Origin of the sequence: uncultured Eudoraea sp., from assembly GCF_947490415.1 — a bacterium.
Taxonomy (GTDB): domain Bacteria; phylum Bacteroidota; class Bacteroidia; order Flavobacteriales; family Flavobacteriaceae; genus Eudoraea.
The window spans coordinates 138,326-158,206 of the sequence record NZ_CANLGX010000004.1 but is presented as its reverse complement, the minus strand read 5'-3'; the positions used below and the strand labels follow the sequence as shown (position 1 = coordinate 158,206).

Genomic DNA, 19,881 nt, shown 5'->3' with positions numbered 1-19,881 from the left:
TCAATTCTTTTGCAGGCTACTGTCTTAGCTGCGTTTATTTTTATAGTTTTAGCACTTATAATTGGATTTATCTAAATAAGAAGGAATTATGTTTTACTTTCTAATGGATCTATTGGGAACCGTAGCCTTTGCTATATCAGGTGTGCTTGTAGCCATGGATAAACGCCTGGATCTATTTGGAGTATTTATAATCGCATTTGTCACAGCAGTGGGAGGTGGTACACTTAGAGATTTGCTTATTGGCAATACTCCTGTGGCCTGGATGCTTGAATCTACTTATATAATTACCATTATAGGGACTGTTATTCTGGCCATTATTTTCAGGGAAAAACTCAGATATTTACGAAAATCATTATTCTTTTTTGATACGCTTGGAATAGGTTTGTACACTATGGTTGGAATAGAAAAGGGCCTAAACGTTAACTTGCTTCCTGTAATGTGCATTATTTTGGGTACGATAACAGCTAGTTTTGGAGGCGTTATCAGAGATATCTTATGTAATGAAATACCGGTTATCTTTCGCAAAGAGATATATGCCACAGCTTGTGTAGTGGGAGGGTTGAGTTATTTCCTGTTACGAAAATTGCCTTTAGGTGATGAATACGTTTATCTGGCGTCTTTCCTAATTGTTATAGGGATTCGTTTAGTGGCAGTAAAATACAAAATTGCACTTCCCTCTATTTATAAAACTAAATAATCATTCAACAATTTCTGCCTTAAGAATATTGATATTTTGCATAGGCCAGTCTCCGGTATCTACGGGTTGCTGGTTAATTTTATCAACCACATCCATACCACTAATAACTTTCCCAAAGGGTGTGAAATCGCCATCTAAATGGTAGGAACCGGGATTTGTCACAACAATAAAAAACTCATAAGGAGAGGCAAGCATATGCGGATTATCTATTTCACTACTGGGCATAGAAATTGTTCCTCTGTGATGCTTATAACCTTTTCTGGTATCAGGAGGTAGAAGGTATCTGCCAATTTCTTTACGTTTACGGGCGGTTTCAACGTTGTCTGCATTGCCTCCCTGTATGATAAAATCTTTTACAACTCTGTGGAACATGGTATTGTCAAAATATCCTTTTTTCGTGAGGTAAATAAAGTTTGCCTTGTGATAAGGGACATTATCATATAGTTGTACCGTAAAACTACCCAAACTGGTAGTAAGCTTTACTTTGGTAGTTTTTAGATTTTTTTGGTAGTCAAAAAAGAAATCTATGGCATTTTCTTCGGTGAGTAAAAATGTTTCCTCCTCTTTGATTTCAGCTATTGTATCTGTTACTACGGTCTCTACTTTAAGGGGTTTTGTATTTTCTTCCTTGGGGTTTGAAGCCGGGGATTCCTTGCATGCACCAAAAAAAAATAGTGGTAATATTGCAAAGCAGGTAAATTTTAAATAAGACATGAACTATAATGATTTTGCACTTCAGGTAGCAAAAATAAAAAAACTCCCTCTTCCGGGGACACCTTCACACTATAAAATGGCTCCGGAAATCCGTATTCAGGAGTTAAAAGCAATGAAAAGGAAGAACACAAATCCAAAAAAGGCAGGGGTTGTCGCTTTATTTTATCCGGATGAAAGGCAGTTAACAAATCTGTTACTCATTTTGCGAAACACCTATCCCGGGGTACATTCTAATCAAATTGGATTTCCCGGAGGGAGAGCTGAACAAAAAGATAAAGATTTACTTGAAACGGCCTTACGTGAAACTCATGAAGAAGTTGGTGTAAAACCAGGGGATATTCAAATAATCAGATCTTTAAGTGAAATTTATATCCCGCCTAGTAATTTTGAAGTAAGACCCTATATAGGGTTATATGATAAAAGACAACCTTTTGTAAAACAGGAAGATGAAGTAGAGGAATTGGTTGAGGTACCTCTGATTGATTTTATGGATGATTCTAAAATGACCACTCAGATTCTCACAACTTCTTACGCAAATAATATAGAGGTACCTGCCTTTAAATTAATGGGTTATACCGTTTGGGGAGCAACGGCGATGATGCTAAGTGAAATCAAAGAACTTTTCAAACAGGTGTTATAAGCCATATTTTGTAGTTTTGTAGCCTATGGGGTTATTTAAGGAAAATCCATTTGGACATATTTTATTTATAAAGAAGTGGTTAATTCGCAGTTTGGGACTTATCACCCATCAGCGGTATAAAGGTTTTAATACTCTTGAAATAGAAGGTTCTGAAATAATACGTAACCTTCCTGATAAAAATGTATTATTTGTAAGTAATCATCAGACCTATTTTGCTGATGTGGTTGCCATGTTCCATGTGTTTAATGCAAGTTTACACGGAAGGGATGATTCCATAAAAAATATAGGGTATTTATGGAACCCCAAATTGAATATTTACTATGTGGCCGCGGCGGAAACCATGAGAAAGAGTCTCTTAACAAAAATGTTCGCTTACGTAGGTTCCGTGAGTATAGAAAGAACCTGGCGTGCGGAAGGAAAGGAAGTCAACAGGCAGGTTAAGATGAGTGATATTTCAAATATTGGGATGGCTCTGAATGATGGATGGGTCATCACTTTTCCACAAGGGACAACTACACCTTGGAAGCCCCTTCGAAAAGGGACAGCACATATTATTAAAAAGTACAAACCTGTGGTAGTACCGGTGGTTATAGATGGTTTCAGGAGGTCGTTTGATAAACAAGGACTACTTATTAAGAAAAAGGGTATTCTACAGTCTTTGGTTATTAAAGAACCATTGGAGATAGATTATGACAATGAATCTGTTGATTCCATAATAGAAAAACTTGAATATGCCATTGAACAACATCCTTCATTCTTAAAAGTAATTCCCGAAAAGGAATTGCAGGCATATGAAGAGAAAAACAAACAACGTAAATGGAGAGGTTAAACCTCCAGCTTCTTTAATTCGTTGTAATTTTTCCGAAGCCTTTTCAGAAGTATTCCATAAAGCAGTTTATAGAAAAACCAGATCAAGATCAACACAATGGTAATAGCCACAAGGACCATCCCAAATAGCATTACCCAAAAAAGCGTTTCATTTCCTGCCTGTGAGGCAGCTACCTTAATTTGATCGCTGCTTGAACCATAATTCAGATTACCATAAAGACTTACAATTAAGTAGGCTACAAATATTCCTATGTTAAACCAGACATATTGGGAAACTGTTCTTTTCACATTTAAGATGGTCTTCATTAATTTTCTCGAAGATTCTGTTAAGGATATGAGTTTGTAATTAGAATAAAACTTATATATAAAATAAATTAATACAATATAATTTATGATTGTAAGCGTGGTTGTAATTTCATAAATATGCCAGGTCTTTTCAAGCTCCAAGGATTCCTTACTATAGGAAATTAAATTAAGAACCGCCCAAAAGACAAATTCAATTATACTTATGTAAAAAATCCATTTAACGGTAGAGGATGACTTCTTTTTAATCATCCTGTAGATTTCGTCAAAGGACAATTTAGGATGGTGTTCCTCCTTTTTTTGCCAGTCCTTCTTTAATAATTCTAATTCATCCATCATAACCTTAGGGATTAAGTATGGTTCTAAGTTTATTTTTAACACGGTTCATTTTCACCCTGGCATTCACCTCACTAATTCCCAGTGTCTCGGAAATTTCACGGTAATCTTTGTCTTCCAGGTAAAGAAATACCAATGCTTTTTCAATATCTCCCAGCTGCCTCACAGCTTTATACATTAAATGAAGTTGTTGTTCCTCGGTGGCATCATATTCATCTGTTTTAATTCTAAAAATAACCGAATCAAAATCCTGTGTTTTTATACTTCTTTTCGATTTCCTGTACAGCGTTATAGCTGTATTTAAAGCTACTCTGTACATCCATGTGCTGAATTTGGATTCTCCTCTGAATTTCGGGTATGCTTTCCATAGCTGAATGGTTATTTCCTGAAAAAGATCATTGTGTGCCTCCCTGTTCGTGGTGTATAAACTACACACCTTGTGAACAATATTCTGATTATTCTCAAGTTCCGTAACAAATTTGTGTTCCAGTTCGTTGTTCACGCTTCGGGTTGGTAGTGAATTATCTATTAGTAGGTTTTATTTCCAGATTGTTACATGCTTTCTCATTAAATGTAAACATATTTTTTCCTGGCCATATAAAACCTTCATTGTGCAACATTAAATAAGGGTTTGTTATTTTCTGTAGTCCAGGGCAGGTGGCCTGTCTCCCAATAATGGGATATAAACAAAATCTGCTCCTCTTCGTTCTGAAAATTCAGTTTTCGCCTCATTAATTAGCTCCTGGTTAGCCAACAGGTCTATTGCAGTTAGTGTCAGGGTTTTTGCCGCTACCATCATTCCTTTTTTACCAATTGTTGTCCCACCTGCAGCCACGGCCTGCCAGCTATGAGCCGGAGTTCCGGGAACCCAGGTTGCCGCACCCATACCTGCTGTAGGTACCGTAAAACTTACATCACCCACATCTGTCGAGCCTGAAGACTCGCCAACGGTATTGTAAGGTTGAATGTTTTTAGCAATATCTAAATCAGCTTTGTCATACCCCATAGTTTTTGCAATCTTATCTGCAAATACTATTTCCTCTGGTGTATAGGTAATGCCTTGGACCTTTGTAAGATTGTCGTACATTAATTTTTGTAATGTCAGATTTGGCAATAGTTCATGGGTACCTCCAATTAATTCATAATCGGTAGTTGTTCCTGTACCCAGCGCGGCTCCCTCCGCTGCTTTAACAATACGATCAAAAATATTGATCACAACATCTCTTTTGTCATGTCGGGCATAATAGTAAACTTCTGCAAAATCGGGTACAACATTAGGTGCTTTGCCGCCATTTGTAATGACGTAGTGAATCCTGGCTTCTTCCGGAATGTGTTCCCGCATCATATTTACCATTACGTTCATGGCCTCCACCCCATCAAGGGCTGAACGCCCTTTTTCAGGAGAACCCGCAGCATGGGCAGAAATTCCGTAAAATCTAAATTTAGCGGATTTGTTTGCAAGTGCGGCACCTGCGTTTGCCTCATTTTCGTCACCTGGATGCCAGTGTAAAGCGATATCTACATCGTTAAATAATCCATCCCGCACCATATATACTTTACCAGAGCCACCTTCTTCTGCGGGACAGCCATAAAAGCGAATGGTTCCTTTTGTATTACTAGCTTGCATCCAGTCTTTTACCGCTATAGCTGCCGCTGCAGAAGCAGTACCAAAAAGATGGTGACCACATCCATGTCCAGCCGCCTTATCTGCAGATTCTCTCTCAGGTACCGCCTTTTGCGATAAGCCGGGAAGAGCGTCATATTCCCCTAAGATGGCAATTATTGGTGCACCACTACCATATTCAGCGATAAATGCGGTCGGAATACCAGCTACTCCTTTTTTTATTGTAAAACCCTCATCACTCATTGTTTTTTGTAGCAAAGCGGAGCTCTTTTCTTCTAAGTATCCCATTTCCGCAAATTCCCAAATATTCTGCGCTATGCTGGCATAAGCTTCAGATTTCTTATTTAATTCCACAAGGACTTCGTCTTTGCTTTGTTGTGCCTTCAGAGAATTGAAACACAACCCTATTAATGCCGCAAGAAATACTAATTTTCGCATGATCTATATTTTTGATTTTCGTGATAAATATAGTCAAACACATAACTTCTGAGGTAATCCTGGTAAAAAATCATCGGATTTTGCCCTTTATAGATCCAATTCTAAAAGTATTGGCCTTGGGGTATGAAACAAGTAATTTAGTTCATTTACAGATCTATAACCATAGAATTAAAAGGCAGTAACTAGTTTTGTCTCGGATGAAATTTGTTCACCACGTCTGCAAGATGTGAACGATCTAAATGCATGTACACTTCCGTTGTAGTAATACTTTCGTGTCCTAACATTTGCTGAATCGCACGTAAGTCGGCACCATTTTCCAATAAATGAGTTGCAAATGAATGTCTGAAAGTATGTGGACTTATATTTTTGGATAGATCAATTTTAACAGCAAGTTGTTTGATAATTGTAAAGATCATAGCCCGTGTAAGTTTCTTTCCTCTTCGGTTGAGAAATAAAATATCTTCAAATCCCTTTTGAATTTTTTGATGATTGCGCACCTCTTTTCGATAAATAGTAATATATTTTTTATTTACATCATTTATTGGAACAAAACGTTGTTTATCTCCCTTTCCCGTGACTTTGATAAAATCTTCTTCAAAGAATAGGTCAGATATTCTGAGCCCGATTAATTCAGAGACCCTTAACCCGCACCCATAGAGTGTTTCCAGCATGGCTCTGTTGCGTTCACCTTCCGGCGTAGATAAATCAATAGCTTTTATAAGACTATTAATTTCTATAGTTGAAAGGGTGTCTGGGAGTTTTCGGCCTATTTTTGGAGATTCTATTAAATCTAAAGGAGTGTCTTTACGGTAATCTTCAAAAACTAAATAATTAAAAAAACTTTTGAGCCCTGAAATTATACGAGCCTGAGACCTTGGGCCTACTTCTTTGGCCACTTCATATATAAAAAGTTGTAAAGTTTCACGATCCAGGGATATAGGGGTTTTATCTATTCCATTATTTTCCAGGAATATTCTTAGTTTTTCTACGTCTCTTATATAATTGCTTATGGAATTGGCTGCTAAACCACGTTCTATCTTCAAATAGTATTCATAATCTGTTTCGGCCTGTTTCCAATTCATACTATAAAGATATTGCTTGTTTCTCTTAATTTGAAGTTTAGAATATTTTTTCCTCCTTAATTAAGATTTACAGTTTGCTGAAGAAGCAGTTTAACCAGTTTTTAATATGCCTATGAATAATCTGATTAACAGGCTAAAAATATATTAAAAACGAAGTGTGTTTCATGTACTTTTTTTGCACTAGACATTTTATTACTTTTAACCCTATGAAAATTATAATTATTAACGGCCCGAACCTTAACCTTCTGGGGAAAAGAGAACCTGAAATCTACGGTGGAAAAACCTTTGAATCTTACTTTTCTGATTTACAATCAAAATTCAAGGATTTGGAACTGGAGTATTACCAGTCTAATATAGAAGGTGAACTAATAGATAAAATTCAGGAAGTGGGCTTCTCTTATGACGGGATAGTCTTAAACGCTGCTAGTTATACTCACACTTCTGTTGGCTTAGGTGACGTAGTTAAGGCTATAAATACGCCAGTGGTAGAGGTGCATATTTCGAATACGCATAAACGTGAAGATTTTAGGCACGTTTCTTATATCTCATCCGGGGCTAAAGGTGTTATATTAGGATTTGGTTTACAAAGCTATGAGTTGGCAATCCAAAGTTTTTTATGAGATTGCAAGTGGTTTTAGGTATTTCTCATCTATATAGAATGTGCCAAAAGGCAGCAGTGAAGCCAGTACAAGCATTACTATTTTTTTAGGAGCTATTTTCCTTTCCATCGAAAAGACTAAGGCCAAAATCATATAGGCTATAAACAAAAAGCCATGCACATAACCAATATAAACATTAGGTTCAGTGATATTTGCCCAATATTTTAAAGGCATGCTAAAACTGAATAAAAGCAAATAGGAGATACCTTCCAGAATTGCACTTAGTTGAAATATTTTAAGCATATATATTTTATTGATTAGCCGGACTAAAGGTGAATAACTTCGCCATATGCATCTGCAACCGCTTCCATTACGGCTTCACTCATTGTTGGATGTGGGTGAACAGCCTTCAGAATTTCGTGTCCGGTTGTCTCTAATTTACGGGCAACTACTGCCTCGGCAATCATATCGGTTACGCCGGCACCTATCATATGACAGCCTAACCATTCGCCATATTTTGCATCAAAAATCACTTTTACAAAGCCATCGGGATTCCCTGAAGCTTTAGCTTTGCCGCTTGCAGAGAATGGGAATTTGCCAACTTTAAGTTCATAGCCTTTTTCTATAGCTTGTTTCTCTGTGAGGCCTACCGACGCAATTTCCGGCATACAATAGGTACAACCGGGAATGTTACCATAGTCCAAAGGTTCTACATGCATTCCGGCTATTTTTTCTACACAAAGAATACCTTCTGCAGAAGCAACATGAGCAAGTGCCTGCCCCGGGGTGACATCACCAATGGCATAATAACCTTGAATGTTGGTTACATAGTAATCATTAACAAGAATTTTATCTCTATCGGTAGCAATACCTACTTCTTCCAGGCCAATATTCTCAATATTTGATTTAATACCCACTGCAGAAAGCACTATATCGGCTTCCAGGATTTCTTCTCCTTTAGCGGTTTTTACGGTAGCTTTAACTCCATCCCCGGAGGTATCAACATGAGTAACCTCAGATGATGTTTTAATTTTGACTCCGGCTTTTTTGAAGCTGCGTTCCAGCTGTTTCGAAACCTCTTCGTCTTCTACGGGAACAATATTTGGTAAAAATTCAACCACTGTTACTTCGGTCCCCATGGCATTGTAGAAATAGGCAAATTCAATTCCTATAGCCCCACTTCCCACAACTATCATTTTCTTGGGTTGTTTCTCAAGAGTCATTGCCTTACGGTAACCAATAATTTTTTTCCCATCCTGAGGCAAGGCGGGTAGTTCCCTGCTTCTGGCTCCTGTGGCAATAATTATATGCTCCGCACTATATTCCGTATCCTTACCTTCAGAATCTGTAACAATTACCTTCTTTCCGGGAGCTAATTTTCCAAAACCATTAATAACTTCAATTTTATTTTTCTTCATAAGAAATTGAACCCCCTTGCTCATTCCATCCGCTACATTTCTGCTTCGTTGTACAACTGCATCAAAATCTTTATCCACTCCATCTACTTTTAAACCATAATCTGCCGCATGTTGTAAATATTCAAATACCTGGGCAGATTTTAATAAGGCTTTGGTAGGGATACATCCCCAATTTAAACACACACCACCCAGATTCTCTTTTTCTACAATAGCAGTTTTAAATCCAAGTTGTGATGCTCTGATTGCGGTTACATAACCTCCAGGTCCACTCCCTAAAACAATAATATCGAATTTGCCCATTCCAGTATTTTTTGTGATTCAAATTTATGAGGTCGCAAAGTTACAAAACCAAATTGAAAGCTTTTAAACTTCATTAAGAATCTTAAATTAATCCTTGAATTTTGCCTTGTTAAATGCTTTTGATTGGCCTTTTGGTATAGAGAGTGATACCCAGTTTTCACCCTTTATGGTTTTACCCAGCAGTACTATCTGACCTATGTGATAGCAATAATGTGCCAGTTGCCTGTTTAAAGCCTGTGGGAGTGTATGCGGTTCGTTTCTTATTTTGATTGTACGCTCAAAAGTCTCCGGATTTATTTGTTCAATTGCATCAAAAAAACAATTCCAACCTGTTTCCCATGCAACAAGCATTTCCTTTTTTGTTTTGTAGGACGACTCAAATTCTGAGTCCCTGTTTCTCCATTTTTTTTCACCATCTTCGGTAAGAAAGTTAGTCCATCTGCTGAGCATATTCCCAGATAAATGTTTTACCAGTACCGCAATACTATTACCGGTACTATCATATTTCCAATGAATATCTGAATCATCTAGGTGAATAAAAGTTTTGTCTCCAAGGGATTTATAGCGCTTGCATTCAAATAATAGACTTTTCAAGTAATCTTCCTGTAAATTCATTTATTTCTAGACTAATACCAAAACCCTTAACGATCTGTAATTCAACAGACAAGTAACTATTGTTCTTCGGGTACAAAACGCAGTGCGGCTCCGTTGATACAATGTCTCAGTCCGGTGGTTTCCCGGGGGCCGTCCTCAAAGACATGGCCAAGATGACCGCCACAAACTGCGCAATGCTCTTCGGTTCTTTTATACCCAATTTTGTAATCTACGTCAAAGGCTACGTTCCCCTCAATTTCTCTGTCGAAACTTGGCCATCCCGTACCTGAATCAAATTTGTATTCGCTTTTAAATAAAGGGGTACCGCAGCCCGCACATACATAGGTCCCTGCCATTTTATTTTTTAAAAATTCACTGGATCCCGGATTTTCAGTGCCGGCTTTTCTGAGAACATAAAATTGCAGTTCCGTGAGTTCTTTACGCCATTCTTCTTCAGATTTAACCACTTTAAATGCCTCGGTTTGTTCTTCCTCCTTTTCAGTTACTGCTTCTTTTTCCTGCGAAACCCCTTTGCATCCCATGGCTATCAAAAGAATAATGCACACATACTTTTTCATAATAATTTATTTTTTCTTTTTCTATATTTTTTTGACGGTTTTGAACTCAAAACCTTTCAAAGTTAAGGATAACTTCATAAAAAAATCCCTGCCTTAATGTAGCAGGGATAGTTTTACTTTAATTTATATATGTTACTACAATTGAATTCTGCTAATATCTGCTTCCGTTATGTTTAAACTGCTCATAACTTCCCCAATATTTGAAGTATCCATTTTTGCGGATTGGGCAAATTCAGCCGGCACAATAGCTATTCTAAATACTTGATTATCTGTATCTCCCGGAGAAAGGGTTCCAAGGTCAAAATCTGATTCTAAAAACACACTTACATCCAGAAAAGTAAAGTCATAATTATATTGGAGCAAACCCTGATTTAAAATACGAGTTTGAGGTAATAATCGCCAGATATCAAGGGGTTCTCCGTTACCATCTTCCGCAACATCCCATAAAATGTAAACCAGTACAACATCAGATTCGAAAACCTCTACTGTCAGTGGGAATTCATAAAACAGAGAATAGTTATTTCCAGCATCAAAAGTACCTTCAATCTCCAGGACCTGGCCCAAAATATTAATACCGTCTTCTCCGTTTAACCCATCAAAACCCGGAGGTCCCGGAGGTCCTGTTGGTCCTTCACAGGACAAAATAGTTAAAGTTAAAAATGCGCCAAATAGTAGTGATATTTTTTTCATAATAGTAAATGTTTAATGATTAATATTTTAAGTCTGTCTTTTTAATTTTTTAAAATTTTACATATTGTCTTAACCCAGGAAACAAAAAGCGTTCCAAAAATAGATTATACAGCAGGATTATCTTGTAATTCGGCAAAAATTGAGGCTTTGAGGTATTGTATTTCAGATAATTTCCTATTTTTAGCAAAACCCAACTAACTAAATTATGATGTTAAGGCAACAACGTGTTGTAATTGAAAATATTACTCCTCAGCTTCACTGCGGAGCTTATTTTATTAAGCGAGTCGTTGGAGAATCGGTTACTGTATATGCTGATGTTATAGGAGACGGACATGATATAATTCAGGCAGAACTCCAATACAAACACTCATCGGAGAAATCTTTTGTTACCGCACGTATGGAACATCTTGGCGACGATGTCCATAGGGTTTCCTTTAAAGTTCTTAAGCAGGGATTTTATATTTACAGAATTTCGGCCTGGGTAGATCATGCTCAAAACTGGCAGCATGGTATCGAGGCTAAGCTAAAGGATAATCAGCATGTTAACAGTGAACTTTTAGACGGCGTACAACATTTAGAAACCCTGTTAAGTAAGATAAGTACATCGGACAAGAAATATATAAATGATTTAATTGAATCTTTTCAAAGTGAAGATTTATACGAGAAAGCTGTAAAGCATGCGGTTTCAGAAAGACTGCATAAGTTATTTGTTGAATATCCAAATCGTGTATTGGCAAATACCAGTGATGACCTTAAGGTTTATGTAGACAGGCTCAAAGCAAATTTCAGCACCTGGTATGAATTTTTTCCAAGGTCATCTTCGCCAGTGAATGGCAAACATGGTACTTTTAATGATTGTGAGCGCCTACTGCCTAAAATTGCCGGCATGGGCTTCGATGTGCTTTATTTTCCTCCAATACACCCAATTGGTGAAGTTAACAGAAAAGGAAAAAATAATACTACAAATGCTCAGGAAGGAGATTCCGGAGTGCCATGGGCAATAGGTTCTAAGCTTGGAGGACATAAGGAAATTCATCCGGAATTAGGTACCGAAGAAGACCTAAAAAGTCTTATAAAAAAAGCAAAAGAACTGAATTTGGAAATTGCACTGGATTTAGCTTTTCAGGCAGCCCCAGATCATCCTTACATAACAAGTAACCCGGAATGGTTCAGAAAAAGACCCGACGGAACTATGCAGTATGCGGAGAATCCACCAAAGAAATATCAGGATATTGTAAACTTCTATTTTGAAACCCCGGCATTTAAAGAACTTTGGTCAGAACTGTTGGCGGTGACACTAAGATGGGTTGGTCTTGGAGTACAAATATTTCGCGTAGATAATCCTCATACTAAACCATATTATTTTTGGAATTGGTTAATTACTGAGGTTAAAAAGAAACATCCCGATGTGCTTTTTTTAGCGGAAGCTTTTTCCAGACCTAAGGTAATGCAGCAGTTGGCCAAGCAGGGATTTTCGCAGTCATACACATATTTTACATGGAGGGTATATAAGCACGAAATTATTGAATATATGCTGGAGCTTACCCAAACAGAAATGAAGGAGTATTATCGACCAAATTTTTGGCCTAATACACCGGATATTAACCCATATCACCTGCAAGGGGCCAATGAGGCCATGCATATTGCACGTTATGCCCTGGCGGCAACTCTATGTGGCAATGTTGGAATATACGGGCCTGTTTTTGAGTATATGATATCTGACGCTTTGCCGGGAAAAGAAGAGTATCTGAATTCAGAAAAATATGAAGTTAAATTTTGGGATTGGTCTATTAAAAACAAACTAACCTTAATCATTACTCGTTTAAACCAGGCCAGGAAAAATCATGAAGCATTACAACAAACCAACAATATCAGGTTTTGTAATATAGAGAATCACCAGCTTATAGCCTTCTATAAATGGAACGAAGATAAATCGGATGAAGTATTGGTTATTATTAACCTTGACTCGCACTATTCGCAACGAGGAATGCTACAACTTCCCATTGGCGACTTATCCATTAATATTGAGCAAGGGGCTACCATGCATGATCTTGTCACCGACAATAGTTATCTTTGGTATGACGAGTGGAATTTTGTAGAATTACACCCTGCATTGCCATTTCATTTGTTTCACATTAAAAATTAAGAATGTCCAAGAAAAAGCAGGACTCTATTTTACAGCCTCCCTACTCATTTAATGTGGCCTGGGAAAATTTATTGGATGATAAGAACTTTATTAAAGTATTTCTTTCCGATGTACTTGAGGCCTATGTGGTTAATCAACGATGGTATGGAGGTAAGGCAAGTAAACTCAAATATATTGAGCTCCGGGAATACTTCAGGATACAGCAGAAGGGTGAAGTATATTATGGATTATTGCTCGAAGTGAACTTTGAAGAGGCATTTTACCAGCATTATTTTTTACCCATTGCATTTGTTACAGACGAGAATTTTGCTGAAAAAGAAAGAATTCTGCCATTAAGCATTAACGGACAGGCAGGTTTTATAATAGATGCTATAAACCTAGAGGCTTTTAGGAAGTTAGTTTTTGAACGTATTGTCAATGCGGAACCAAATGATACTACCCGCGTGAGGTACCATAAAAGCCTTGGATTTCATGATACTGTTTATGAATCTTCGTGTTTTATGGGTCTTGAGCAGAGTAATACTTCAGTAATAATCAATGATAAATCGGTTATTAAGTTCTTCAGAAGGATATACGCAGATAAAAACCCCGATTTTGAGATGAGTCAGTTCCTTTCGGAGCGAAAAGGGTACAAAAATACACCGGCTTATCAGGGTAGTATAAGCATAATGGACGCTGATAATGTTAACGTTACCATAGCATTAATGCAGGAATTGGTTCCCAATCAGGGAGATGCATGGGATTTTATGTTGAAAGAATTACATAAAATCTTTAGCAACCTGGAATACAAGGGGATAAACGTTCATCAGTTGCCTAAAACGGAATTGTTTGAAAGGTTAAATATAAGGGATGTCCCACCTGAAATTATTGATTGGGCGGGTTTGAATATTTTCATTAAGCTTCAGGTACTGGCACAGAGAACCGCAGAGATGCATATTGCTTTGGGATCAGAGTTTGAAGACACAGCATTCACACCCACTCATTTTAATGGAGATTACGAGGTATGGCTAAAGAATAGATTACTATACCAATTTCAGAATAGATTAAATACGGTAGAAAATAACCTTCATCGTTTGGAAGGTTTATCGCTCGATTTGGCTAAGGAGTTTTTGGAGCGAAAAAATGAGATTAGAAAACGTTTTGTAACCTTTGACTGGACCAAACTCAAAGGAGAAAGGATTCGCGTTCACGGGGATTATCATCTGGGTCAGGTATTGGTGCAGGATGATGATTTTTATTTGCTTGATTTTGAAGGAGAGCCAGAAAGTACAATTAGAGACAGGAAAGTTAAGCAGCCACCATTAAAGGATATAGCGGGTCTTTTCCGGTCTTTTCATTACGCTGTTTATGCAACAATTTTCAACCATATGGAGGAATATGCATATTCACAGGAAGATCTTTTTCTGGCGGGGGAGATTCTTTATCGTTACTTTATTGGAGTATTTCTGGAAACCTATGCCAGTCTGATTCAGGAACATAATATAAATATCGGTTATCGCCAGGAACGAATATTTCTTTTGGAGTATTGTATGCTTGAAAAGGCAGTTTACGAATTGGGATATGAAATGAATTCAAGACCCAGATGGGCCGTGATTCCTTTGCAGGGTATTATGAGTATTATTAACGAACCTAAATAACAACATAAATATGGGCAATGTAATTCCCTATAGCTTATTATCGGATTTTGATATCAATCTTTTTAAAGCGGGTAAGCATTATCGGCTTTATAATCATTTGGGTTCACACCCTATGAAATATAAGGGTAAGAAAGGAACATATTTTGCTGTTTGGGCACCTACAGCCAAATCGGTTTCCGTAATAGGTGATTTCAATTACTGGGTGGAAGGGGAGCATCAGCTGAATGTAAGGTGGGATGAAAGTGGTATCTGGGAAGGTTTTATACCGGGAGTGGAGCAAGGTGCTCTGTATAAGTATAAAATACATTCACATAATAACGATATTAAAACAGAGAAAGCAGATCCTTTTGCGAGATTTTGTCAGCATCCACCTAATACGGCCTCGGTGGTCTGGGATAATGCTTATAAATGGAAGGATAAGAATTGGATGGATACCCGTGAAACCAAAAATAGTTTAGACAAACCTTATTCGGTATATGAAATTCATCTTGGATCCTGGAAGCGCACTAAAGACAATGAATTTATGTCTTATGTGGATCTTGCAGAAGATCTGGTTAAATACCTAAAGGAAATGAATTTTACACATGTAGAATTCATGCCAATTATGGAATATCCTTATGATCCTTCATGGGGTTATCAGCTTACAGGCTATTTTGCGCCTACATCCAGATTTGGTAAACCAGAAGATTTTAAACTTCTGGTTGATAAACTTCATCAAAATGATATTGGGGTTATCCTCGATTGGGTACCTTCCCATTTTCCTGAAGATGCCCACGGGTTAGGGTTTTTTGATGGCTCCTCACTATATGAGAACCCCGACAGAAGAAGAGGATATCATCCGGATTGGAAAAGTTTGATATTTAATTATGGAAGAAACGAAGTTCGTGCATTTCTTATAAGTAATGCGAACTTTTGGCTGGATCAGTATCATGCAGATGGTCTTCGTGTTGATGCGGTTGCTTCAATGCTATATTTAGATTATTCTCGTGAAGAAGGTGAGTGGGAGCCAAATATTTATGGAAATAATGAGAATCTTGAAGCTATATCGTTTATCCGCGAGCTCAATCAAGAGGTATATAGCAGTTTTAAAGGGATTCAAACCATCGCAGAAGAGTCAACTTCCTTCTCTATGGTCTCTAAGCCTGTAAGCATAGGAGGACTTGGATTTGGGATGAAGTGGATGATGGGTTGGATGCATGATACCCTTGAATACTTTAAAAAAGAGCCTATTTACAGAACGCACCATCAGAATGACCTTACATTTAGTATGACCTATGCCTTTACCGAAAATTTTATGCTTCCTTTTTCTCATGATGAGGTAGTTTATGGAAAGCAATCTTTATTATATAAAATGCCGGGTGATGAATGGCAAAGATTCGCTAATTTAAGATTGCTCTATGGATATATGTTTACGCACCCTGGTACTAACCTTATATTTATGGGTGGTGAGTTTGGACAGTCTTCCGAATGGAATTTTCAGCAAAGCCTGGATTGGCATTTGCTGCAATATGATTACCACGCGGGAATTCAGGAGTTGGTAAAGGACCTTAACAAGCTTTATCGTTCATCACCTGCACTTTATGAAAAACAATTCAGCCCTGAAGGATTTCAGTGGATTGATTACGGAGATTATGCGAATTCCGTACTTACATTTATCCGCCGGGGACATGAGCCTAAAAACGACCTTATCGTAGCCTGTAATTTCACTCCGGTAATAAGAGAAGGATACCGAATAGGAATTCCAAAAAAGGGAACGTTGAAGGAGGTTTTTAATAGTGATGCAAAAAAATATGGGGGAAGTGGAAGTAAAAATACTGGCTTAAAAGTTTCCAAAACCGCATGGCATGGTCATAAAACTTCGGTTGAGATTACAATTCCGCCACTTGGCGTGGTTGTTTTCCAATAAATCTGCACAACTATAACGTTATAGTTTATAATTGGTTGTAATATCGTTTTTCTTTTAAAAGTTAAAGTCTTTTTTTTGTGCGTCTCTAAAATCACCCTTTATGATTACGAATACAGAATTAGAATACAAAGGCAATTTATATCCCAACAGTATTGTAGAATTTAAGCGGGATTCAGATAAATTTTATTTTACGTCAGGGAATGGTGTTATTCTGGAGATAACAGTTCTGCGCAATAGCGCGATACGATTCAGATATGCCACAGAGGAAGTTTTTCAACCAGATTTTTCATATGCAATAAGTCCCGATGCTAATAGGGGTTACAACAAGCTTGAGTCCAAAGAAACCAAAACAGAATATTTAATTATTACTTCAAAGATCAAAGTTCTGGTTGATAAAAAAACCATGCGAACCCAGATTTCAGATTTAGAAGGAAATATCATCAATGAAGATGAACTTGGTTTTCATTGGGAAGAGAATTACGAATTTGGAGGTAATTCCGTAAAGATGAGCAAAATTACTCAATCTGCGGAAAGCTTTTATGGAATGGGCGATAAAGCTACGCACTCTAACCTTAAAGGAAAGAGGGTAAGCAATTGGGTTACAGATTCATATGCATATAGTAAAGATCAGGATCCTTTATACAAAGCTATCCCATTTTACATAGGTCTACATAACAATATAGCTTACGGAATATTTTTTGACAATACGTTTAGGACCAATTTCGATTTTGCACATGAAAGAAGAAATATAACAAGTTTTTGGGCAGATGGCGGCGAAATGAACTATTACTTTTTCTATGGTCCTGAAATGTCCAAGGTAGTTAGTGATTATACTGATTTAACCGGAACACCAGAAATGCCCCCGCTTTGGGCATTGGGTTTTCATCAATCTAAATGGAGCTATTTCCCGGAGAGTAATGTAAAAAAAATAGCCGCCAAATTCAGATCCCTTAAAATTCCCTGTGATGCTATTTATCTCGATATCGATTATATGGATGGATTTCGATGTTTTACCTGGGATAAGAAAAAGTTTCCTGATCCGAAGGCCATGATACAGGATTTGTATAAAGATGGCTTTAAAACCGTAGTCATGATAGATCCGGGAATTAAGGTGGATAAAGACTATTGGGTATATCAGGAAGCTATAAAAAATAATTATTTCTGTAAAAGGGGAGATGGACCTTTGATGCGAGGCAAGGTTTGGCCGGGGGAATGCAGTTTTCCTGATTTTACCAATCCAAAGGTTAGAGAATGGTGGGCTGGACTCTATAAAGAACTTATGTCCGAAACCGGGGCACATGCTGTATGGAACGATATGAATGAGCCTGCTATAATGGAAGTACCATCCAAAACAGCGCCATTAGATACCAGGCACGATTTTGATGGTCACCCTTGTAGTCATAGAAAAGCGCATAATATTTATGGCACGCAAATGGTAAGGGCCACTTTTGAAGGTGTAAAAAAATACGTTTACCCCAAACGTCCTTTTGTAATAACGAGGGCGGCATATGCAGGTGCACAGCGTTTCTGCTCTACCTGGACCGGTGATAATGTGGCTACCTGGGAACACCTTTGGATTGCAAATGTGCAGGTTCAAAGAATGTGCATGAGTGGTATGTCTTTTGTTGGTTCAGACATAGGGGGATTTGCAGAACAACCCAATGGAGAACTTTTTGCCCGATGGATACAATTGGGTGTCTTTCATCCCTTTTTCAGAGTGCACTCCAGCGGAGACCACGGGGATCAGGAACCATGGTCATTTGATAAGGAAGTGACCAATATAGTTAGGAAGTTTATTGAATTAAGGTACCAACTTCTTCCTTATCTGTATACCATGTTCTGGAAATATTCCAATGATAACATACCTATGCTTAAACCATTGGTCTATTATGATCAGGAAGACACGCAAACCCATTTTAGAACGGACGAGTTTATTTTTGGGGATCAAATATTGGTCTGTCCGGTACAGGAACCCAACGCACTAGGAAGAAGAATGTATATTCCCAAGGGAAAATGGCATAACTTTTGGACTGGTGAGGTTGTTGAAGGAGGAATGGAGAAATGGGTTGCCGCGGATATTGATAAAATTCCAATTTTTATAAAAGAGGGTGCAATAATTCCAAAATATCCGGTACAACAATATGTTGGTGAAAAGGATATTGAAGAATTGATACTGGAAGTATATTATAAATATGGAATTGAAAGATCTGCGGTTTATGAAGATGCGCAGGACGGCTATGATTATACCAAGGGCAGTTATAGTTTAAGAAATTTTAAGTTGAATGGTAAGGAAAATGAATTGATTATCCAACAGTTTAAAAATGGAACATTTATTACCCCATACAAGACTTTTAAATTAAATCTGATCGACCTGCCATTTAAAATAAAGGAAATAGAGATAGACAATGAGATTGTGCCACTTAAAGAAGTTAAGCTAAATGGGCATAATACGATACATGTAACGAAGGAATTTACAGAATTACATATTATTGGGAAATAAATATTTTGTATTTTAATACTTAATAATTAATAAAATGAGTACTAAAAAGTTTATACTGGCATCCATATTATTACTGGGAATCGCCTCATGTAAAGTAAATCCATTTACGGGGCAAAAAGTATTGAACTTCTATCCCAACAGTCAGATTTTTCCAATGGCCTTTTCTCAGTACGATGAATTTATTGGTCAAAATAATGTCATTGAGAACACTTCGGAGGCAAAGATGATTACGAGGGTAGGGCAGCGAATTTCTTCTGCCGCGGAAAGATGGTTGTCGGCTAATGGATATACGGGATATTTAAAGGATTACCGATGGGAGTACAGTTTAGTCAAAGACACTCTTATTAATGCCTGGTGCATGCCTGGCGGCAAGATTGTTTTTTATACAGGTATTCTGCCCATTTGCCAGGGAGAAACAGGAGTTGCTGTAGTAATGGGCCATGAGGTGGCTCATGCATTGGCAGATCATGGCGCACAGCGAATGAGTGCGGGAACCTTACAGCAACTTGGAGCAGTAGCCGGAAATATTGCGATTCAGGATGATAAATCAAGAAATATGTTTAACCAGGCATACGGTATTGGTTCTACTGTTGGACTTATGCTGCCTTTTAGTCGTAGTCATGAAACGGAAGCAGATAGGATAGGGCTTCAGATTATGGCCATTGCAGGTTATAATCCGGATGAGGCACCTGAACTTTGGAAGCGTATGAAGGCAAATGCAGGAGGTAATGCACCACCGCAATTTCTAAGCACCCACCCTTCAAATGACACCAGGATTGAGAATTTAACTCAATGGGCTCCACTTGCAAAACAGGAAGCTCAGAAGTTTGGTGTAACTTCTTTTCAATAGG

General features: G+C 37.7%; 19 protein-coding genes. 9 read left to right on the top strand and 10 right to left on the bottom strand.

Features of this window, described 5'->3' with window-relative positions; genetic code table 11:
* Positions 1-88: 88 nt before the first annotated feature.
* Positions 89-697 (top strand): trimeric intracellular cation channel family protein, encoded by a 609-nt coding sequence (locus tag Q0874_RS11940; protein WP_299163482.1) that lies wholly within the window; start codon positions 89-91, stop codon positions 695-697.
* Here the strand turns inward: Q0874_RS11940 and Q0874_RS11935 are convergent, their stop codons facing one another.
* Positions 698-1,411, bottom strand: a complete 714-nt coding sequence (locus Q0874_RS11935) for a peptidylprolyl isomerase (RefSeq protein WP_299163480.1) — start codon at positions 1,409-1,411, stop codon at positions 698-700.
* Between Q0874_RS11935 and Q0874_RS11930 the strand changes: the two genes are divergently transcribed.
* Together Q0874_RS11930 and Q0874_RS11925 are read left to right on the top strand one after the other, a co-directional pair.
* The gene (locus Q0874_RS11930; protein WP_299163479.1) at positions 1,410-2,051 is read left to right on the top strand and encodes a CoA pyrophosphatase; all 642 of its coding nucleotides are present in this window, start codon (positions 1,410-1,412) and stop codon (positions 2,049-2,051) included. The genes Q0874_RS11935 and Q0874_RS11930 overlap by 2 nt on opposite strands.
* 25 nt (positions 2,052-2,076) lie before the next feature.
* Positions 2,077-2,880: a 1-acyl-sn-glycerol-3-phosphate acyltransferase gene (locus Q0874_RS11925; RefSeq protein ID WP_299163478.1), complete on the top strand. Its 804-nt coding sequence runs from the start codon at positions 2,077-2,079 to the stop codon at positions 2,878-2,880.
* Here Q0874_RS11925 and Q0874_RS11920 read toward each other — a convergent pair.
* The 4 genes from Q0874_RS11920 to Q0874_RS11905 form a co-directional block, all read right to left on the bottom strand.
* Positions 2,877-3,521 carry a hypothetical protein gene (locus tag Q0874_RS11920; RefSeq protein WP_299163477.1) on the bottom strand — a complete coding sequence of 215 codons (645 nt, stop codon included), beginning with the start codon at positions 3,519-3,521 and terminating at the stop codon, positions 2,877-2,879. The genes Q0874_RS11925 and Q0874_RS11920 overlap by 4 nt on opposite strands.
* Before the next feature lie 4 nt (positions 3,522-3,525).
* Positions 3,526-4,020 carry a sigma-70 family RNA polymerase sigma factor gene (locus Q0874_RS11915; protein WP_299163476.1) on the bottom strand — a complete coding sequence of 165 codons (495 nt, stop codon included), beginning with the start codon at positions 4,018-4,020 and terminating at the stop codon, positions 3,526-3,528.
* A gap of 132 nt (positions 4,021-4,152) precedes the next feature.
* Entirely contained in the window at positions 4,153-5,580 is a 1,428-nt protein-coding gene (locus Q0874_RS11910) for an amidohydrolase (protein ID WP_299163475.1), read from the bottom strand.
* Between the two features lie 182 nt (positions 5,581-5,762).
* Positions 5,763-6,662 (bottom strand): site-specific tyrosine recombinase, encoded by a 900-nt coding sequence (locus Q0874_RS11905; protein ID WP_299163474.1) that lies wholly within the window; start codon positions 6,660-6,662, stop codon positions 5,763-5,765.
* A gap of 206 nt (positions 6,663-6,868) precedes the next feature.
* Between Q0874_RS11905 and aroQ the strand changes: the two genes are divergently transcribed.
* Positions 6,869-7,282, top strand: a complete 414-nt coding sequence (gene aroQ, locus Q0874_RS11900) for a type II 3-dehydroquinate dehydratase (RefSeq protein ID WP_299163473.1) — start codon at positions 6,869-6,871, stop codon at positions 7,280-7,282.
* On the opposite strand, the gene Q0874_RS11895 is transcribed toward aroQ, so the two are convergent.
* From Q0874_RS11895 to Q0874_RS11875, 5 genes are all read right to left on the bottom strand, one after another.
* Positions 7,277-7,564 carry a DUF3817 domain-containing protein gene (locus tag Q0874_RS11895; protein ID WP_299163471.1) on the bottom strand — a complete coding sequence of 96 codons (288 nt, stop codon included), beginning with the start codon at positions 7,562-7,564 and terminating at the stop codon, positions 7,277-7,279. The genes aroQ and Q0874_RS11895 overlap by 6 nt on opposite strands.
* 23 nt (positions 7,565-7,587) lie before the next feature.
* Positions 7,588-8,979, bottom strand: coding sequence for a dihydrolipoyl dehydrogenase (gene lpdA / locus Q0874_RS11890; RefSeq protein ID WP_299163469.1), 1,392 nt, complete (start codon positions 8,977-8,979; stop codon positions 7,588-7,590).
* A gap of 87 nt (positions 8,980-9,066) precedes the next feature.
* A complete protein-coding gene (locus tag Q0874_RS11885) occupies positions 9,067-9,594 on the bottom strand; it encodes a DUF1572 family protein (RefSeq protein ID WP_299163467.1) in 528 nt (175 codons plus the stop codon).
* 56 nt (positions 9,595-9,650) lie between these two features.
* A complete protein-coding gene (gene msrB, locus Q0874_RS11880) occupies positions 9,651-10,151 on the bottom strand; it encodes a peptide-methionine (R)-S-oxide reductase MsrB (RefSeq protein ID WP_299163465.1) in 501 nt (166 codons plus the stop codon).
* 135 nt (positions 10,152-10,286) lie between these two features.
* Positions 10,287-10,841, bottom strand: a complete 555-nt coding sequence (locus tag Q0874_RS11875) for a collagen-like protein (RefSeq protein WP_299163464.1) — start codon at positions 10,839-10,841, stop codon at positions 10,287-10,289.
* Positions 10,842-11,046: 205 nt separating this feature from the next.
* On the opposite strand from Q0874_RS11875, the gene Q0874_RS11870 reads away from it, so the two are divergent.
* The 5 genes from Q0874_RS11870 to Q0874_RS11850 all read left to right on the top strand — a co-directional run bounded on the left by Q0874_RS11870 (position 11,047) and on the right by Q0874_RS11850 (position 19,880).
* Complete coding sequence (locus tag Q0874_RS11870) at positions 11,047-12,987, top strand: alpha-1,4-glucan--maltose-1-phosphate maltosyltransferase (protein WP_367275440.1); 1,941 nt, start codon at positions 11,047-11,049, stop codon at positions 12,985-12,987.
* Between the two features lie 2 nt (positions 12,988-12,989).
* Complete coding sequence (locus Q0874_RS11865) at positions 12,990-14,624, top strand: trehalose synthase (RefSeq protein ID WP_299163463.1); 1,635 nt, start codon at positions 12,990-12,992, stop codon at positions 14,622-14,624.
* 10 nt (positions 14,625-14,634) lie between these two features.
* Positions 14,635-16,530 (top strand): 1,4-alpha-glucan branching protein GlgB, encoded by a 1,896-nt coding sequence (gene glgB, locus Q0874_RS11860; RefSeq protein ID WP_299163461.1) that lies wholly within the window; start codon positions 14,635-14,637, stop codon positions 16,528-16,530.
* A gap of 100 nt (positions 16,531-16,630) precedes the next feature.
* Complete coding sequence (locus Q0874_RS11855; RefSeq protein WP_299163460.1) at positions 16,631-19,030, top strand: glycoside hydrolase family 31 protein; 2,400 nt, start codon at positions 16,631-16,633, stop codon at positions 19,028-19,030.
* A gap of 34 nt (positions 19,031-19,064) precedes the next feature.
* Positions 19,065-19,880, top strand: coding sequence for a M48 family metallopeptidase (locus tag Q0874_RS11850; RefSeq protein ID WP_299163458.1), 816 nt, complete (start codon positions 19,065-19,067; stop codon positions 19,878-19,880).
* The last annotated feature ends 1 nt before the right edge of the window (position 19,881 follow it).

Excerpts from the sequence above, each read along its gene's own strand:
- msrB (WP_299163465.1), bottom strand. The coding sequence starts at position 10,151 with ATGAAAAAGTATGTGTGCATTATTCTTTTGATAGCCATGGGATGCAAA.
- Q0874_RS11925 (WP_299163478.1), top strand. The coding sequence starts at position 2,077 with ATGGGGTTATTTAAGGAAAATCCATTTGGACATATTTTATTTATAAAG.
- Q0874_RS11930 (WP_299163479.1), top strand. The coding sequence starts at position 1,410 with ATGAACTATAATGATTTTGCACTTCAGGTAGCAAAAATAAAAAAACTC.
- Q0874_RS11855 (WP_299163460.1), top strand. The coding sequence starts at position 16,631 with ATGATTACGAATACAGAATTAGAATACAAAGGCAATTTATATCCCAAC.
- Q0874_RS11910 (WP_299163475.1), bottom strand. The coding sequence starts at position 5,580 with ATGCGAAAATTAGTATTTCTTGCGGCATTAATAGGGTTGTGTTTCAAT.
- Q0874_RS11905 (WP_299163474.1), bottom strand. The coding sequence starts at position 6,662 with ATGAATTGGAAACAGGCCGAAACAGATTATGAATACTATTTGAAGATA.
- Q0874_RS11875 (WP_299163464.1), bottom strand. The coding sequence starts at position 10,841 with ATGAAAAAAATATCACTACTATTTGGCGCATTTTTAACTTTAACTATT.
- Q0874_RS11940 (WP_299163482.1), top strand. The coding sequence starts at position 89 with ATGTTTTACTTTCTAATGGATCTATTGGGAACCGTAGCCTTTGCTATA.
- aroQ (WP_299163473.1), top strand. The coding sequence starts at position 6,869 with ATGAAAATTATAATTATTAACGGCCCGAACCTTAACCTTCTGGGGAAA.
- glgB (WP_299163461.1), top strand. The coding sequence starts at position 14,635 with ATGGGCAATGTAATTCCCTATAGCTTATTATCGGATTTTGATATCAAT.
- lpdA (WP_299163469.1), bottom strand. The coding sequence starts at position 8,979 with ATGGGCAAATTCGATATTATTGTTTTAGGGAGTGGACCTGGAGGTTAT.
- Q0874_RS11935 (WP_299163480.1), bottom strand. The coding sequence starts at position 1,411 with ATGTCTTATTTAAAATTTACCTGCTTTGCAATATTACCACTATTTTTT.
- Q0874_RS11885 (WP_299163467.1), bottom strand. The coding sequence starts at position 9,594 with ATGAATTTACAGGAAGATTACTTGAAAAGTCTATTATTTGAATGCAAG.
- Q0874_RS11850 (WP_299163458.1), top strand. The coding sequence starts at position 19,065 with ATGAGTACTAAAAAGTTTATACTGGCATCCATATTATTACTGGGAATC.
- Q0874_RS11895 (WP_299163471.1), bottom strand. The coding sequence starts at position 7,564 with ATGCTTAAAATATTTCAACTAAGTGCAATTCTGGAAGGTATCTCCTAT.
- Q0874_RS11865 (WP_299163463.1), top strand. The coding sequence starts at position 12,990 with ATGTCCAAGAAAAAGCAGGACTCTATTTTACAGCCTCCCTACTCATTT.
- Q0874_RS11920 (WP_299163477.1), bottom strand. The coding sequence starts at position 3,521 with ATGATGGATGAATTAGAATTATTAAAGAAGGACTGGCAAAAAAAGGAG.
- Q0874_RS11870 (WP_367275440.1), top strand. The coding sequence starts at position 11,047 with ATGATGTTAAGGCAACAACGTGTTGTAATTGAAAATATTACTCCTCAG.